Origin of the sequence: Paraburkholderia sp. NPDC080076, assembly GCF_050281145.1 — a bacterium.
Lineage (GTDB): Bacteria > Pseudomonadota > Gammaproteobacteria > Burkholderiales > Burkholderiaceae > Paraburkholderia.
Genome location: NZ_JBNNWQ010000008.1, coordinates 377778 through 394040 on the forward strand (window position 1 = coordinate 377778; position 16263 = coordinate 394040).

The following is a 16263-nucleotide window of genomic DNA, read 5'->3' on the forward strand; positions in this document are numbered from 1 at the left end:
CGCGAGGCTCCTGGGGGCGGCGGTGGCCAATCAGAGAACACCCAGCACCGACTTCGGCTCCAGAAACGCTTCCAGACCGAACGTACCGTATTCACGTCCAATCCCGGATTGCTTGAAGCCGCCGAACGGCGCAGCCGGCTCATGGGCCAGTGTGTTGACAAGGACGCGTCCCGCATCGATCCGCGACGCGACCTCATGCGCGCGTTGCCTGTCCCGCGACAACACATAGGCCTGCAAGCCGTAGCTGGTATCGTTAGCGATCGCGATTGCCTCTTCGGTGTCGCGATAGCCGATGATCGACAGCACCGGGCCGAAAATCTCCTCGCGCGCAATCGTCATGTCGTTCGTGACATCGCTGAAAACGGTCGGGCGCACGAACCAACCCGCGTTGACGCCATCCGGCCGTCCCTGGCCGCCCGCGATCAGGCGCGCGCCTTCCTCTATGCCGATGCCGATATAACGCTGCACGCGTTCCCACTGCTTCTGGCTGACCATCGGGCCGACCGTCGTTTGCGGATCGCGCGGATCGCCTGACTGGCTGCGCGCGACCTCTTCCTGCACGCGCGTTTCGAACTCCGCGAGCCGTTGTCGCGGCACCAGAATGCGAGTGCCCGCGATGCACGCCTGACCGCTATTCATGAAGCCGGCCTGAATGGCGAGCGGCACCGCTTCGTCGAAGTCCGCGTCGTCGAGCACGATCACGGGCGACTTGCCGCCGAGTTCGAGCGTCACGCGCTTGAACGTGTCGGATGCCGTGCGCAGAATCGTTTTGCCGACCGCCGTGGAACCGGTGAACGACAGCTTCGCGACATCGGGGTGCGAACTGATCTCCGCGCCTACGACGTCGCCGCGCCCCGTCACGATGTTGAACACGCCCGCAGGCAGGCCCGCTTCGTGCAGCGCCTCGGTCACGATGCGCGTCTGGATCGCGCTCATCTCGCTCGGCTTGATAACGGCCGTGCAGCCCGCAGCGAGAGCGGCGGCGAGCTTGCCGCAGATGAAGCCCGCATCGCTATTCCACGGCGTGATCAGACCCGCGACGCCCAACGGTTGCATCACGACTTCCGCGCTGCCCGCGCGGCGCCTGAATGCGTAGTCCTGCAAGACCTTCGCCGCTTCGAGCAGGACGCTGCTCGCATGCTGCGCCATCCAGCGGCCACGCGACACCGGCGCGCCATATTCTTCGGTGATCGCCTCGTAAAGCTCGTCTTCTTTTGCCACGACGGCTTCATGCATGCGCTTTAGCATGTCGATGCGTTCACGCGGGCTGGTGCGCGAGAAGGCGGGAAACGCGCGTTTCGCGGCGGCGATGGCGTCGCGTGCATCTTGCGCGTCGGCGAGGCGCACCTGGCCGATCACCTGCTCCGTCGCCGGATTGAAGAGATCGAACATTTCGCTGCCGTGCGGCGTGACGAACGCGCCGTCGATATAAATCTTGTCGATGATTTGCATGCTTGCTCCAAAGAAGGCTTCGAACGAATCACGATAGACCGCCGGCATTGCGTTGACTAGCCGTACAATCAAGCACGTCACGTTGAGCGATTTGAGACAATGAAAACTTCGGGTTTGGGTGAGCTGGAGGCCATTCTGGCCGTCGCGCGCCATCGCAGCTTTCGGGCGGCGGCGACCGAGCTCGGCGTGTCGACCTCCGCGCTCAGTCACTCGGTTGCGGCGCTCGAAGCGCGTATCGGCGTACGGCTCTTCAATCGCACGACGCGCAGCGTGTCGCTGTCGGAAGCGGGCGCGCAATTCGTCGACAGCGTGGCGCCCGCGCTCTCGACGATCCGCGTTGCGATCGAACAGGCCGGCAGCTTTCGCGACACGTTGTCGGGCACGCTGCGCATCAATGCGTCGGTGGGCGCGGCGAGGCAAGCCATGCCGCTGTTCATCGCGTTTCTGGCGCGCTATCCCGACATGAAACTCGATCTCGTGACCGAGGGCAGGCTGATCGACATCGTCGTCGAAGGTTTCGATGCGGGTATCCGTCTGGCCGAAACGGTGCCGCAGGACATGATCGCGGTGCCGTTCGGCGCTAAGCAACGCTTCGCCGTCGTTGGCAGTCCCGTTTATTTCGCGCAGCACAAAGCGCCGCGCGTGCCCGCCGACCTGCTCGCGCACCGCTGCATCCGCACGCGCATGCCGAGCGGCGCGATCTACCATTGGGAATTCGAGCGCCGCGGCGAGACGGTGCGTATCGACGGAAAAGGCGCGCTGACGCTCGACGAACCGGGTCTGATGCTGGAAGCGGCGCGCGCCGGCCTCGGCGTGACCTATCTGACCGAATGGAATGTCGCCGCGGATCTGCAGGCGGGCACGCTGGTGCGCGTGCTGGAAGACTGGACTCCGCCGCTGGACGGCCTGTGTTTGTACTATCCCGGCCGTCGTCACGTGCCTGCCGGGTTACGGGCGCTGATCGATATGATCCGCGAGCACGCCGATGTTCAGCGCGAAGAGGCGCGGACCAAGCGCAGGCCGCGTGGCGCACGGTAAATCTCATCGAGTTCGGCCGCCATCGCCGTTCTGCGTGAATACGTCGAAAGTGCCTGACCTTGGCACATGCGCTGTTAAACGCGCGCACAGACGACCATGCCATACGTAATTTTTTCCTCATTGACGGAGACGGCGTGTTTCCTCAGTCGAATTAACCCGATCCTCAATGTTTACGTAATAATCGCCATACGCGCGGGTTTCGATTCATCAACCATCAAAAATGCGTAGGTCATGGCTTTCAGCGAACCAAGGTCTCCATTTTTTAAGTGGGTCGTCTCTTCCTCTCAGGATCTGAGCGCGGACAATCGGCAGATATTGCTTGCCAATCTGTTCACGCGAACCGCGTCGATCGTATTCGCGTCGATTTGCGAAATCAGCGTCTGCGCCACCGCTTATTACCTTTATCCCAAGGCACTTTACGCGAGTTGGGGCTGCGCCGTTGTTGCATTGCTGATCGCGCGGCTCGCGTTAATCTGGTTGTGCTGCTCGCGCAGCGCCAACGGTCAGCCGACACCGACCTCCGCGTTTCTGTTCGCAAGCCTGCTCTGGAGCGCACTGTTCGGCTATGGCACTTTGCTGTGCAACATTAGCGGAGACCAAACACTTTTCCTGCTCGGCAACGTCTGCGCAGTGGGCGTGATCGGCGGACTGGCCGGACGTAATGCGGGCACGCCACGGCTCGTATTGCTGCAAATCACCTTCATTCTTGGGCTATTGGCTCTCGGTGCGGCGCTGTCTCCCGGCTCCGGCAAACTTGTGTTGCTTTTTCAGGCGCCGTTCTGCGCTGCCGGCTTCTTTACGGTTGCGCTGCGCAGCAATCGCGACACAGTCGCGTTGCTTCTGGCGCGGGAAAACAGCCACCGGCTCGCGCATCACGACAGCCTCACCGGTTTGCCCAATCGCGCGCGAATCAGTGAACTGCTGCTCGAGCGCACGGAGATGGGCGCGCTACGCAACGATCAATCGTTCGCTGTTCTACTGATCGACCTGGACGGTTTCAAGGCCATCAATGACAGCCTGGGCCATGCCGCCGGAGATCAGATTCTTCAGGAAGCGGCAATTCGCTTGCGTGAGGTGTTGCCGAGCGGCGATCTCGTCGGACGTCTGGCCGGCGATGAATTCGTGGCGCTTTCCGATGGTACGGGGCAGGCGCGCGAGGTCCGCAATCTGGCGGACCGCATCGTAAAGACGCTGGCGCGCCCATTCGCGCTGCGCGAGGCGCTGGTGCATATCGGCGCGAGCGTGGGCGTCTCGCTCTATCCCGAACACGCGAGGACCGGCCCGCAACTGCTGATTTGTGCCGATCGCGCCTTGTATGCCGTGAAACGCAGCGGCAAAAGCGCATACGCTATTTTCGATGCTGCGAAACACGCGTCGGATGAAAGCCTGAGCCTTCTGCGCAGCGACCTCGAAGGCGCACTGCACTCGTTCAGCGGTTTGCGCATGGAGTACCAGCCCATCATCGATCTCAGCAGCGGTGCCGTGTCCGGCCGCGAGGCGCTGATGCGCTGGACCCATCCCACGCGCGGCGAGCTTTCCCCTTCCGCCTTCATTCCTACCGCCGAACGTACGGGCCTCATTCTGTTATTGGGCGAATGGGCTTTGCTGCAATCGTGCCAGGAGGCGGTGACCTGGCGAGACAGGGTGACCGTCGCCGTGAATGTATCGCCGGTGCAATTGCGGGAGGAGTTGTTTGCGTCGGTGGTTGCGGGAATTCTTCGCAAGACGAAGCTTCCGCCGCAGCGCCTGAATATCGAGGTCACGGAAACGGTGCTGCTGAACGACGATGTCGTGACCCGGCGCAACGTCGGAAGGCTGCGCGCGTTGGGCATCGGTCTCGCGCTCGACGATTTCGGCACCGGCTTCTCGACCATGTCGACGCTCGTGCGCTTTTCGTTCGACAAGCTCAAGATCGATAGCTCGTTCGTCAAGGAGTCCGTGCATCGTCGGGAATCGGCGGCAGTGGTGCGTGGCATCGTGGCGTTGGCGCGCGAAATCGGCATGCCGACTACGGCGGAAGGCATCGAGACGCAAGAGCAACTGGATTTCGTGCGCGTATGCGGATGCACGCATGCTCAAGGCTTTCTGCTCGGCAAGCCAGTGCAGGGGCACGAGATTGCGCGCATCGAAGAAAAGGTTGCCGCGCATTCCGCGGATAAGGACTGAGCGTTCATGAATGCCGACACCGAGGCGAATATGGAACCCGCGTTGCAATTCCAGCTACGGATCACCGTCTCGCCCGAATTTGCCGACGCGTTGCGTGCCGACCCAACGTGTGCTTCGCATAGCGTGCTTCGTGATGTTCTGCGCAGGCACGACGCAACGTTGAAATGCCAGTTCGATGCCTTCGCCGACTACGTGAGCGAAGCAGAGCAGCGAGGTACGGAAAACTATCCGCTCTATCAATGGACCCGCGAGACGATCGAAAACCCGGAGAAGAAGGCGAAGTACCTGCAATCGTTTACCGTTTATGTGAATGGCGACGAGGTCTACGGCAAAGATGTCGCCGATAACATGGAGAACGAACTATTGCAGTTGGTCCGTGAAGACGGAATACAACGCGTCTCCAGATTCGATACCAATCCGGCGAATAATCCGCAACCGCCCAAACGATAGCCGTCACGCTTACTAAGCGTAAAGTTCGTCGCGTCTCTGCGCGGCGTCAGCTAATCGTCATTTCGGTTTTACATTTGACGACAGGGCGTCGAGTTCATGAGACGATGCAAGCTCACTTTTTCTCGAGGAGAGCGACATGGGACTCTTGGACGAAGCAGGAAAGATCGCGGGGGCGATCGCCGCCGTTGAAGCGGCAGAAAAAGTGGATCCGGAAGCGGGCTTGCTGACGAAAGGCATCGCCGCTATCGCCGGTTTTGAAGGCGCCGGCAAGCTGGAATCAATGATGGAAAAGAAAGACGACGACAAGCAGGACGTCGCCGACAACACCCAGCCCACGGACGACACGAATCCGCAGACGTGAGTGGTGGTTCGCCGCTGGCCGCATGATCCATGATGGAATACATGCGCCGGCAACGCTTCGGCGCGCTTGCCGTCGCTGGTGGTTGCCCTAGCGCGGGGCGGTATTCAACGCGAAACTCGCATGTTCAAATGCGAAATGGCAAGCGGCGCCATCGGAATCGACGTCCGCGCGTGTCTGCAGCACGCCGGTTACGTCGATGCGGTCCCCGGTTTTGTACACCGAGGTCCGCTTGTCGTTCACCATCAGATCATCGCGGGTCGTCGCCACGCCGATGCACTTCGGATTGGACGGCTCCTTGAACACGATCACATACTTGCCCGGCTTTCCGACAAACCCGTCGGAATGCGTGACGCGCGTGACGATACCGGTCACGACCAACCGGCGCTCGTCCCATTTCTTCTTTGCGTTATTTTCATTCTGCTTCCAGTCGACGGCCATCTCGGTCATCGTGGTCCGCTGTGCGGCCGTCAATCCGCGGAAATCTCCGCTCAGGACATCGCCAGTGGTGTCGAGGAAATCCGAGGTCGAGGACATCGCGCCGTCCATTGACGTGCAACCGCCTAGCAGTGCCGCGATCAATAACGTTGCCGCCGTGTATTTCATTTTTGTATTCATGGCAATATAACTCAGTCCGAAGCGCAGCTAGGGGCGCGCGAATCCCCGCCGCCTGCTGTTAATGCTGGCGGTCTGGTTGTGAAATTGAAATGTGTTTAAAGGCGGAAAGCCTGGAATCTGCCCGTACTCTGGTTTTTGGTCGATAAAAGTTATAAAAATCAATTATTTGAACGCGCACGAAGTTCACCGCACACGCCACTCGGTAATTATTTCTAGCTGCGCTGCATGTCGAAATGCATATCAAAAATGACTTTTGAATGAATGATTTTATGAGATGCGTTTGGTCTTTTTCAAATGATATATATCGGTCTACCAAGCTGTCAATCATCTGATTTGCAATGCAGATGTGGGAGTATGAAACTGTCCGCATCGGGCGGTTTCATCCGAGTGTCATAGCCTGGCGACTACGATGGCTGGTCGTCCCCCGTTGCGCGCCGGTCTTCAGCGCACTCGCGGTTCACGCAGAACGCGGTGCGTCCGTCCTATGCGTCGGCGTCCTTCCACCCCCGTACAACAACTCCAGACATGTCGAACAGAAAAATCGCTAAGGCTTCGCCGACCGATCAAGGCGCTTCCATCGTCTCGCGTCGTGGGTTTCTGAAGTTTGCCGGTGCGTCCAGTCTCGCTACGGCGGCGGGCACGCTTTCATCGGCGGCGCGCGCGGCGAACAGCGCACCTGACGGTACACCGGAGCAAGTCCACCTCACTTGGGGCAATGATCCGACCCACGAGGTCACGGTGTCGTGGGCGTCGCTTGCGCCGGCAGTGAACCCGCAGGTGCGCGTCAGCGGCGCGCGCGAGGGGAAACATACGGTGCATGGCGTCCAAAGCACCTATACGGACGGCCTCAACGGCGAGGTCGTGTTCACATATCACGCGCGTCTGCGAGATCTGAAACCCGATACGAGTTACGAATACGAGGTGACCGCCGAGAACGACAGCAACGCGGCTCAGCCCTTCACCGCGAACTTCCGTACTGCGCCGCGTGGACGCGCGCCGTTTCGCTGGACAAGTTATGGCGATCTCGCGACGCCGAATACCGGCTGGGTTCTGTCGTCGCCGCAAAGCCGCTTCGCGGTGCAGGCGGTCGAGCGCTTTCAGCCGCTGTTCCACCTGCTCAATGGCGACCTGTGCTATGCCAATCTAAATCCGACGCACCAGCCTGATGTGTGGCGCGACTTCGGCAACAACTGCCAGACGTCCGCGTCGAACCGGCCGTGGATGCCGTGTCCTGGCAATCACGAGCTCGAGTTCCATAACGGCGAACAAGGCCTCGCCTCGTATCTCGCGCGCTATACGCTGCCGGATAATCACACGCGCTTTCAGGGCCGCTGGTACAGCTTTCGCGTGAGTTCCGTGCTGTTCATTTCGCTCGATGCGGACGACGTCGTGTATCAGGACGCGGCCGCGTTCGTTGCCGGCCCGGATCCGCTGGTGCCGGTGGCCAGCACCGGCAATCCGCCTATACAACCCGGTACGTCGCTCTATGTGCGCGGCTATAGCGCCGGCGAGCAGACGCGTTGGCTGGAGAAGACGTTGCACCGTGCCTCCGAAGACGACGAGGTCGACTGGATCATCGTTCAGATGCATCAGGACGCCCTGAGTTCGTCGAAGACGGGCAACGGTTCCGATAAAGGTATCCGCGAGGCCTGGTTGCCGCTGTTCGATCGCTACGGCGTGGACCTGGTGCTGTGCGGCCACGATCACGACTACGAGCGCAGTTATCCCGTGCGCGGCTGCAACCACAACAAGGGCACCGACATCGCGACGGGCCGGCCGGTAGATACATTGCAGCCGAAACCGGTGATGTCGGCGGTGTCGTCGGGCGCATCCACGTTCGATACGAGCCACGGCACGATTCACCTGATTCTCGGCGGCGGCGGCACGAGCGCGCCGCTGGATGTCTATGGCTTGGATGCCGGCACGGGACTGCCGCAGGCGCGTATTTTCACGCGCCCTAATCGCCCGGTGGCCGGCACGACAGCCGGGACTTTCGTGCGCGCGAATGCGGACGCTGTGGAAGATGCGATCTGGTCGGCGCAACGCGATACCGGCACCGGTTATGGCATCGCGGTGTTCGATCATGATCCGGGGCATCCGGGCGGCGAGACCACGGTCACGATGAACTACTATCACGCGCCAGGCGCGGATCAAACGCCGACGCAGAACTACGAATTGTTCGAGACCATCGAGTTGAAAAAGAAGCGTCGCGGATAAGATTCAAATCAGCGGTTGGCGGGCTGCCGGTCTACGGCGGTTCGCCAGTATCGTCGGCACGATCGTCAATATGATTAGCTATCCGTAGGATATGAAAAAGCAACTGGCCGGATTCTCATCCTGTTTGGCTTGAGGCTGTAAAAACCTCTGCTCTCAACCCTTCGATCATTTTGTTACACGTCTTACCGATGCGAAGTGACGTGGTTACAAAGGCCTTTCAAAAGCGCGGTTATACTCGGCGCCGTCAACAACAATGAAAGAGCTTGTTATGTCGAAGAAAATCCTCAAGATTGTTGCCGTTGCAGCGCTCACGGCTTCGGCGTCCTTGTCGGCAATGGCCGGCGATATGAACAACGCGCTTGGCGGCGCGCTCGGAGGTGTCGCCGGCGCTGCGCTGGGCGGCGCGGTCGGCGGCAGCACGGGCGCCGTACTCGGCGGGGCAGTGGGCGGCGGCGCCGGCGGCGCGGTCACGTCGAATCGCAGGGAACGCACGGGCGCCATTATCGGCGGCGCGCTTGGTGGCGGCGCGGGCACGGCGGCTGGCAATGCGATGGGCGGTCGCGGCGGCGGTCTCGTCGGCGCTGCATTGGGCGGCGGCGCGGGTTCGGCGCTCGGCGGCAACATCTCGCGCTCCAACTCGTACGCCGACGACTATTCCCGCGGCAACCGGTCGGGCAAGCGTCATCACAAGCATCGACATTACGACTGAGCGGAAGAGCGAGAGGGCGACCTGGTTCATAGCACAGGGACTTGCCCGCGCGCCAATTGCGCCGGGCAAGGCGTGACCGACACGCTGCATTGACATTGCTTCGTCGATGGTTATCGTAAACGGTCCCCGCAGTCGCATGCCGACACGCGCTGCGAGGGTACTTTACGATTTCCTCCATCCTCAGGAGACGAAGAAAGATGCCACGAGTGTATTGCGCAGGGCCGCTCTTCAACGCAGCCGAACGGGCCGAAATGGAGTCAATTGCAGCCACGCTGGAGGCTGCGGGTTTGACGACATTTCTTCCGCATCGCGACGGTCTCGAGTTCGCGAAGCTCAAGCCGGAACTCGAGAAGCTCGGCGCGTCGGTTGAAGAGGCCGCGCACATGCTCGACCGCGCGATCTTCAGCCTGGATACCTATCAACTGCTCAGGCGTTGCGATGCGGTGGTCGCCAATCTCAACGGCCGCGTTGCCGATGAAGGCACGGTTGTCGAGGCGTCGCTTGCGTGGCATGCGGGCAAGCCGCTTGTTCTCTTCAAGGCTGATGCACGCTCCATGCTCAGTGGCTCCGACAATCCGATGCTCACGGGCTTAGGCGATTTCGACGTGGTCGATCAACTGTCGGCTCTGCCGCAGGCCATTGTGAAAGCCGTCGCGCGCGATCGGAGTCGCGGCGTGGAGCAAACGTTGGAGAACGGTGCGGAGATCGCGTCGCTTCGCGAGGGTGGTGGCGAGTTGACTGCGCTTGCGAGGACGCTGTACAGCACTTTCAAGAAGCCATAAGGCATGATGCCTGCGGGGCGGGCGCTCTATTTGGAAGATTGCGAAAGTGCGGCGGAGTCCGCGCTTGCATCGGCTCGTACCGTTTGCAGCATGGGGGTAAAAGTGCCCATGAGCTTCCCTTGGTCTTTCAGCTTCGTGAGAATTTCGATCGTCCGGTTGCGGAAATCGCGCTGCTCGTCTGGTGTGGCGCTCAATTTACTCAGCAGAAAATACGCCTCCGCTAATGTCGATTGGGTCATCGCATTGTCTGGATCACTCTATCGCGATAGGCTCGATGGTCGTTGTCACCGCGTGCAATGAGTGCGTCCGCATGACGCAAATGTGCGGACAGAATCTCTTTCTGCCCATCGACATTGTTCGGGTCCTTCTGCGACTGCGCTTGGGCGATGTTCAGCGCGGTCTGATACTCCGCCAGCGCGCCCTCATAGTCTCCCTTCGATTCCAACGCAATGCCCAGCCTTTGATGAGCGGAAAATCGCGCCTCGGCTACGGTCATGATTCTGGGCGAAGAATTGTGCGGTTTAGCCGGATCAGCCAGACCGCGTCGATCGAGTGCGTCGGCCACCGTCACTGCCTGGCGATACGAAGCCAATGCACCGGTCAAGTCACCTTGTTCGAGAAGGCTGTCGCCGATGCGCGAGCCCGCCAGTGCGAGATCGAGCTGGAGATCGACATCGTCGGGCTTGTTACGAGCAAGCGATTCGATGATCGCCATGCTTTGCCGAAACTCCGCGAGAGACTCTGCGATCTTTCCCGCCGATTGAAGAACGGCGCCAATCGAGTCACGCGTGACGGCAAGATCGCGTTGCCACTCCTGGTTGCCCGGATCCTGTTGAACCAGCTCCTGCAATATGGCAAGCGCCTGTCTGAAGTGCGCAAGCGCGCTCTCGAGGTCGCCTTGCTTCTGGATCTCGACGCCCATCCGGTCATGCGCTACCGCAAGGTCGCTTAGCAGAGTAGCGTTGTCGGGCGACGCTGCCCGCTTTCGTTCGAGCAGCGCACGCGCCTGATCGAATGTCGTCAGCGCCTGCTGTGTCTGGCCGAGGCGGTCTTGCAAGTCGCCGATGAAAATCAGCGTGTCCGGATCGTCCGGTTCGTATCTGGCGGCGCGCTGATAAGCCTTGAGCGCGCCCTCGGTGTCGGTAAAGAACGCCAATGCGCCTTGCTGCCGGGCCAGTTCCGCGGCCTTATGCTTGTCGGCCGCGGCCGAACTCGCGTTTTGCTCCGCCTGTCTGGCGACGTTGGCTTCCTGATCATGCAATCCTTTTGGCCGAACGCGCACGCCCATGGCGGCCTCCTTGTTTCGATGCCGATTCCTCCGCTTTAGTTAAGACGATCCGCGACCACCAGAAAGAAAAAAGGTCGCGAATCGCAGTGCTATTCATCACACGAAAGTGGCGGTGATACTCCCACTTGACGGTGCATCCGCCAAGTGGGAGTATCGCCGCCCGATGCGCATGTATTGCAGATTCGCGGAATGCTCCGTGCGTGGCAACGCAGCTCCTGAACGCCACGAGTGCGCGTGCTATGCGCGACACGCGCCGACGCATACGACAACAAAAAGAGAATGGCTCAAAGGCCGCCTTTAGAACGCAATACAAGGACCGAACCTTCATGTAGATTTTCGACGGAGGTCACTCATGCTGTTTCATGCTTCCATCCCGGCTCGCAATCCGGAAAACGTCGCACGTGTCATCGCCGAACTGTGGGGCGGATTTCACGCACCGTTCCTTTCCTTTCCCGATTCGTGGATGGCGATAGCTGGCGACGACCGTGGCTCGATCATCGAGACTTATCCCAACGATCGCGTGCTCAGCCCCGACGGCGAACAGGTTTCGTCTGTGCCAGGCTCGAGCACTGCTCCGCGATACAGCGCATTTCACATTGCCATTGCGAGCAAACTGTCCCCCGAGGAAGTCTTCGCGATCGGCGAGCGAGAAGGCTGGCGCGCGGTGCGCTGCACGCGCGGGCGCAACTTTTTCGATGTGATCGAATTGTGGATCGAAAACGTTCTGCTGATCGAGGTGTTGACGGAAGAGATGCAGAAGCAGTATCTCGCCTTTGCCACGCCCGCAAACTTCCGCGCACTTGCGGCGGCAGCGGCTGCGGCGCAAGTATGAATCGATGAGCGGCGTCGCGCGTCTCTATCTCGTCATCGCTCGCGTCTGCGCGCCGCTCTTTCTACACCCGGCGCAAATGCCGAACAGAACCAACTGACGTCCCGTCACCGTGAAGTCGAGACTGTTCGCGACGGACTGCTGTCGCGCCTCGATTTCCGCATCGAAGAACTCATAGATTCGACCGCAGACCGTGCAGACGAGGTGATCGTGCCGGGTTCCGTCATTCAGTTCGTAGACCATGCGGCTTTCGCCAAAGGCCACGCCGGACAATAAATCCGCATCCACGAGTTGACCGAGCACACGATAGACCGTGGCGAGGCTCATGTTGCGCATGTCTTCATTGAGAAGCTTATAGACCTGTTCAGCGCTGAAGTGGTCACGAGCGTGCTCATGAAAAAACTCCAGCACCAGGACTCGTGGGAACGTGGGCCGCAGGCGGGCTTGCTCCAGAATTCTATGAATTTTCATGGACGTCGTGGCATTCGAGAAGCGGCGGCCGACCTGTTGGATTCAAGGTCGCCGCGATGAAGAAGTCGGTGGGAATGACGTCGCGCTATTTCGGCAAGACGAACCGCGAGTGGCCGAACTATGTAAGCCGGCTCCTTAAGAGAACCTTAAGCGCCAGTTTCGGGAAGCATTGGACAGTCGCAAACCGATGAACTCAAACGGCCTGTTTTTGGCTAAATTACGTATTCCTTTCGCTCGGCGTTGCCGTCAAAATCGCGCCACACTGACTCCTGGCGGATCCCGCAACGCGTTAAGCTTCGCCCCCTCATTGTTCTTTTGACGCCACGCGGCTTATTTTTTTTGACACCTCATTTATTTTCATCGCCCTATGATTGGGGGGCTCGTTTACCGCCGCGCTGGCTAGTACGCGTCCACAGCCGATATGAAAACCATGCAATAGATAAGCGCGCACCATGGCAAAGCCATTGAAATGATGTGTCGCGCAATAAACATCCAATAATTACTTATGCTTCTCGCGGTTTGCGCAACAACGGTTGGAAATGTATTGCATGCGTGTGCATGGCGCTGGTGGAAAGAGCAATTGATACCCTCAATTACCGCTTGATCTCGGAGCCAACAAAGTATGAAAAAATCTTTACTCGCGGCCGCGCTCTTCGGCGCATTTACGATGTCGGCGCATGCGCAAAGTAGCGTGACGCTCTATGGCCTCATCGATACCGGATTGGTTTACACGAACAATCAGTTTGGGCACAGCAATTGGCAGGAAGTGAGCAGTTCGACCCAGAACACGGTCTTCGGTCTCAAGGGCTCGGAGGATTTGGGTGGCGGCTTGCACGCGGTCTTCAAACTCGAGCAAGGTTTCCTGCTGAACAACGGCGCTCAGGCATTCTCCGGTGATGGTTTCGGCTCTCAGGCGTGGGTCGGCCTGCAAAGCGATCCGTACGGCACCTTGACGTTCGGCCGCCAGTTCGACGTGATGAACGACCTCGTCGGACCGCTCACGGCGGAGTTCAACACGTGGGGCGGCAGCATGGCCGCGCATCCGTTCGAGAACGACAATCTTGCTGCGAATTCGGTCGTGATCAACAACTCGGTCAAGTACGCGAGCCCGACCTACCGCGGCGTTACGTTCGAAACGATGTATTCGTTCAGCAACAAGGCCGGCGACTTCGGGAATAACCGGTCATACGGTTTTGGCGTTTCGTATGCGCAAGGTCCGGTGAATCTTGCCGCCGGCTATCTGCAATTGAACAACGCGGGCAACGGCAGCGGCGCGGTGACTTCGAGCGATACAAGCGCGAACTTCCTCGCACAACGCCAGCGTATCTGGTCGCTGGGCGGCAACTACACGTTCGGGCCGGCCACTGTCGGGCTGGTCTGGAGCCACACGCAGATCGACAACGCGTCGGGCGTGTTCTCGTTCGGCACGGGCAGCTATCTCGGTTCGGGCGACCCGTCTGCCGGATCGCTGGCCGGTTCACTGCGTCTCGACAACTACGAGGTGAACGCAAAGTACGCGCTTACGCCGGCGTTGAGCGTATCCGGCGAGTACACGTACACGCATGGCGCCTATAACGGTTCGTCGCCGGGATGGAACACGGCCATGCTGCAGACCGATTACTCGATCAGCAAGCGTACGGACTTCTATCTCGAAGGCGTCTATCAGAACGTGCATGGTGCGCCGGCGGACTCCGTACTCTCGCATGCCATGATCAACACGTTGTCGCCGTCTTCGACCAACACGCAAGTGGCAGTCACCGTGGGGGTGCGTCACGCGTTCTAAGCAGGTTCGTGTCGAGTAGTCTGCGAAGATGCATGCCTGGCTGCTGCCGGGCATGCGTCATTCCGCGAGCGCTATGCTCGCGGTCTTCAGTCGATCGGAACGATCTGGCTCAAAAGCCCGATCGTCCCATCTTCCACCACGCGCGCGGTGATCCCGCCGAATCCTCTGACCGCGTTATATCCGCCTGTTCCAAGCACTTCTTCCATGCGGGAACAAGGGTGGCATTCGCCCGTGGCTTCGAGAATCGCGTCGCCGATCCGGAAGCGGCGTGCCTTCAGCGCATAGAGATTGATACCTGACGTTACGATGTTGCGTCGCAGATTCAGGGGCGACACCGCGCTTTGCCCCAAATGACTCGCAATAGCAGCCAGGCTTTCTGTCTCGATCAGAGTGACCTGCCTGTTGCCACCGGCGCGGCTGTAGTGATCATCGGCAAGTCCGTGGCCAACGCGCGCCTCCACGGTTTCGACGACTCGCATCGGTTCGCGGCGCATTGATCGTACGCCGAGCCAGACGACGCTACCTGGGCGAACGGGCGCGAGCATGAGGCGCGCGAGCGGAGATTCGGGGTTGAGCGGCATCTTTCTGAAAAGGTTCTGTGGTGGGCGCGCGCTTCGATTATGACGTGTTTGATGCAAGGCCACCCGTCGACGGCGGACCGGCCTTTTGCCGTCCGATCTTCGGAAGACGTGACGGGCCTTCGCGATGCGCCAGTTGGGACATCGCAGGATCCGGCTAGCATGGGCGGAGTCCGGGAATCGATCACCAGGAGGATTGATGAACTTGCCGAAAGCGACTACGCGTCGTTCGCTATCTGTGATCGTGGCGCTTGTTGCGTGTGTCCATATGAACGAGCAGGTGCACGCTCAAACTCCTGCGGCGCAGGCGCTATTCATGTTGCGAGTCGACTCGTATTCAGATCGCGCGGCGAATAATCGTGCGTACGAGGACCGTCAGTACAACAATCGTCAGTATTTCGATCGGCAATACGAGAACCGGCAGTATGAAAACCGGCAGTATGAAAACCGGCAGTATGAAAACCGGCAGTATGAAAACCGGCAGTATGAAAACCGCCGGTACAACAACCAGCTCTATAACAACGAGCAGGATCAGACGCGACTCAACGGGATGGTGTCGCCGTAAGCGGGACTCAGGTCTCCGAAACGCGATCGTCACGGTAGCACGTGCGGGTTGAGCGTCTGGGCACGTACTGCACTCCACGCCAAAGTGACTCCCTCGCCACATGCCGCCGGTTTCCGGCACGCATGATGTTGCCGGTGCATGGAGAACGTTCAGCGCGACGCGGCTTGTGAACCTTCGTCCTTCGCTTCAGCAAGAATCTGCTGGATGACTTGCTCGAAAGTTTCGACAGGCTGTCCGCCGCTCACCAGATAGCGACGGTTGAGGATAGTGGCCGGCACCGATTGAATCCCCATTGCCTCGTTATTCCGCTCCTCCGCACGAACCTCCGCGGCATAGGTTCCGTTTTGCAGTACGTCACGTGCCTCCGCGGCGTCGAGCCCAACGGATTGCGCCGCTTCGATCAACACTTCGTGGTTGCTGGTGTCCTTGCCTTCGCCGTGATAGGCCCGCAACAGTGCCAGGTTGAGCGGCAACTGCGCACCCTTGATGCCGGCCCAATGCAGCAGGCGATGCGCGTCGAAGGTGTTGTAGACGTGCGTGCGCGGGCCGAAGGCAAAGCCAACGCTCGCACCACGCTCGCGAATCGCCGCCTGCGTTTCAGCGATTTGCTCCGCCGTGCGCCCATATTTTTTGCCGAGATAGTCGACAATGGTCTCGCCGTCCGGTCCCATGTCCGGATTCAACTCGAACGGATGCAGGACGATTTGCGCGTCGACCGTGTCGCCAAGGCGCGAGAGCGCGCGTTGCAGCGAGGAGAGGCCGATCGCGCACCATGGGCAGGCGATATCGGAGACAAAATCGATTGTGAGCGGTTGTGTCATTGCGGTGGTCCTAATGGGAAGAATCTGTTGCGTGGCCGGCTTGGTGCCAGAGCGAGGGCCGCAAACAGCGTAACCTGAATTGCGAGTATTTGCAGGACCGCCCTCGTGACGGAACGCGAGCCGGCGCCTTACAATTCA

At 59.9% G+C, this 16263-nt stretch carries 17 protein-coding genes; 10 read left to right on the forward strand and 7 right to left on the reverse strand.

Annotated elements, in window-relative coordinates:
- Nucleotides 1-30: 30 nt before the first annotated feature.
- A complete protein-coding gene (locus tag ACQKRQ_RS29550) occupies nucleotides 31-1452 on the reverse strand; it encodes an aldehyde dehydrogenase family protein (protein WP_427481139.1) in 1422 nt (473 codons plus the stop codon).
- A gap of 99 nt (nucleotides 1453-1551) precedes the next feature.
- On the opposite strand from ACQKRQ_RS29550, the gene ACQKRQ_RS29555 reads away from it, so the two are divergent.
- The 4 genes from ACQKRQ_RS29555 to ACQKRQ_RS29570 all read left to right on the forward strand — a co-directional run bounded on the left by ACQKRQ_RS29555 (nucleotide 1552) and on the right by ACQKRQ_RS29570 (nucleotide 5467).
- Entirely contained in the window at nucleotides 1552-2490 is a 939-nt protein-coding gene (locus tag ACQKRQ_RS29555; RefSeq protein WP_408177326.1) for a LysR family transcriptional regulator, read from the forward strand.
- Between the two features lie 231 nt (nucleotides 2491-2721).
- Entirely contained in the window at nucleotides 2722-4656 is a 1935-nt protein-coding gene (locus ACQKRQ_RS29560; RefSeq protein WP_427481140.1) for a putative bifunctional diguanylate cyclase/phosphodiesterase, read from the forward strand.
- A gap of 30 nt (nucleotides 4657-4686) precedes the next feature.
- On the forward strand, nucleotides 4687-5106 hold the full coding sequence (locus ACQKRQ_RS29565) for a hypothetical protein (RefSeq protein WP_427481181.1): 420 nt from the start codon (nucleotides 4687-4689) through the stop codon (nucleotides 5104-5106).
- A gap of 136 nt (nucleotides 5107-5242) precedes the next feature.
- Nucleotides 5243-5467 carry a hypothetical protein gene (locus tag ACQKRQ_RS29570; RefSeq protein WP_132378974.1) on the forward strand — a complete coding sequence of 75 codons (225 nt, stop codon included), beginning with the start codon at nucleotides 5243-5245 and terminating at the stop codon, nucleotides 5465-5467.
- Nucleotides 5468-5554: 87 nt separating this feature from the next.
- On the opposite strand, the gene ACQKRQ_RS29575 is transcribed toward ACQKRQ_RS29570, so the two are convergent.
- Nucleotides 5555-6082 (reverse strand): OB-fold protein, encoded by a 528-nt coding sequence (locus ACQKRQ_RS29575; RefSeq protein ID WP_427481141.1) that lies wholly within the window; start codon nucleotides 6080-6082, stop codon nucleotides 5555-5557.
- 525 nt (nucleotides 6083-6607) lie between these two features.
- On the opposite strand from ACQKRQ_RS29575, the gene ACQKRQ_RS29580 reads away from it, so the two are divergent.
- The 3 genes from ACQKRQ_RS29580 to ACQKRQ_RS29590 all read left to right on the forward strand — a co-directional run bounded on the left by ACQKRQ_RS29580 (nucleotide 6608) and on the right by ACQKRQ_RS29590 (nucleotide 9790).
- A complete protein-coding gene (locus ACQKRQ_RS29580) occupies nucleotides 6608-8299 on the forward strand; it encodes a purple acid phosphatase family protein (protein ID WP_408291767.1) in 1692 nt (563 codons plus the stop codon).
- Between the two features lie 268 nt (nucleotides 8300-8567).
- Nucleotides 8568-9008 carry a hypothetical protein gene (locus tag ACQKRQ_RS29585; RefSeq protein WP_427481142.1) on the forward strand — a complete coding sequence of 147 codons (441 nt, stop codon included), beginning with the start codon at nucleotides 8568-8570 and terminating at the stop codon, nucleotides 9006-9008.
- A gap of 197 nt (nucleotides 9009-9205) precedes the next feature.
- Nucleotides 9206-9790: a nucleoside 2-deoxyribosyltransferase gene (locus tag ACQKRQ_RS29590; RefSeq protein ID WP_427481143.1), complete on the forward strand. Its 585-nt coding sequence runs from the start codon at nucleotides 9206-9208 to the stop codon at nucleotides 9788-9790.
- Between the two features lie 26 nt (nucleotides 9791-9816).
- On the opposite strand, the gene ACQKRQ_RS29595 is transcribed toward ACQKRQ_RS29590, so the two are convergent.
- On the reverse strand, nucleotides 9817-10029 hold the full coding sequence (locus ACQKRQ_RS29595) for a hypothetical protein (RefSeq protein WP_427481144.1): 213 nt from the start codon (nucleotides 10027-10029) through the stop codon (nucleotides 9817-9819).
- A complete protein-coding gene (locus ACQKRQ_RS29600) occupies nucleotides 10026-11078 on the reverse strand; it encodes a tetratricopeptide repeat protein (protein WP_427481145.1) in 1053 nt (350 codons plus the stop codon). The genes ACQKRQ_RS29595 and ACQKRQ_RS29600 overlap by 4 nt, the downstream gene beginning before the upstream one ends.
- Nucleotides 11079-11430: 352 nt before the next feature.
- Here ACQKRQ_RS29600 and ACQKRQ_RS29605 point away from each other — a divergent pair, with 352 nt between their 5' ends.
- Nucleotides 11431-11910: a hypothetical protein gene (locus tag ACQKRQ_RS29605; protein WP_427481146.1), complete on the forward strand. Its 480-nt coding sequence runs from the start codon at nucleotides 11431-11433 to the stop codon at nucleotides 11908-11910.
- Nucleotides 11911-11934: 24 nt separating this feature from the next.
- Here ACQKRQ_RS29605 and ACQKRQ_RS29610 read toward each other — a convergent pair whose 3' ends face one another.
- Nucleotides 11935-12378: a Fur family transcriptional regulator gene (locus tag ACQKRQ_RS29610; protein WP_132378956.1), complete on the reverse strand. Its 444-nt coding sequence runs from the start codon at nucleotides 12376-12378 to the stop codon at nucleotides 11935-11937.
- 622 nt (nucleotides 12379-13000) lie between these two features.
- On the opposite strand from ACQKRQ_RS29610, the gene ACQKRQ_RS29615 reads away from it, so the two are divergent.
- Nucleotides 13001-14161: a porin gene (locus tag ACQKRQ_RS29615; protein WP_427481147.1), complete on the forward strand. Its 1161-nt coding sequence runs from the start codon at nucleotides 13001-13003 to the stop codon at nucleotides 14159-14161.
- Nucleotides 14162-14247: 86 nt separating this feature from the next.
- Here ACQKRQ_RS29615 and ACQKRQ_RS29620 read toward each other — a convergent pair whose 3' ends face one another.
- Nucleotides 14248-14655, reverse strand: coding sequence for an MOSC domain-containing protein (locus ACQKRQ_RS29620; RefSeq protein ID WP_427481148.1), 408 nt, complete (start codon nucleotides 14653-14655; stop codon nucleotides 14248-14250).
- 283 nt (nucleotides 14656-14938) lie between these two features.
- On the opposite strand from ACQKRQ_RS29620, the gene ACQKRQ_RS29625 reads away from it, so the two are divergent.
- Complete coding sequence (locus tag ACQKRQ_RS29625; protein WP_427481149.1) at nucleotides 14939-15304, forward strand: hypothetical protein; 366 nt, start codon at nucleotides 14939-14941, stop codon at nucleotides 15302-15304.
- 149 nt (nucleotides 15305-15453) lie between these two features.
- Here ACQKRQ_RS29625 and ACQKRQ_RS29630 read toward each other — a convergent pair whose 3' ends face one another.
- Complete coding sequence (locus ACQKRQ_RS29630; protein WP_132378950.1) at nucleotides 15454-16125, reverse strand: DsbA family oxidoreductase; 672 nt, start codon at nucleotides 16123-16125, stop codon at nucleotides 15454-15456.
- Between the last annotated feature and the right edge of the window lie 138 nt (nucleotides 16126-16263).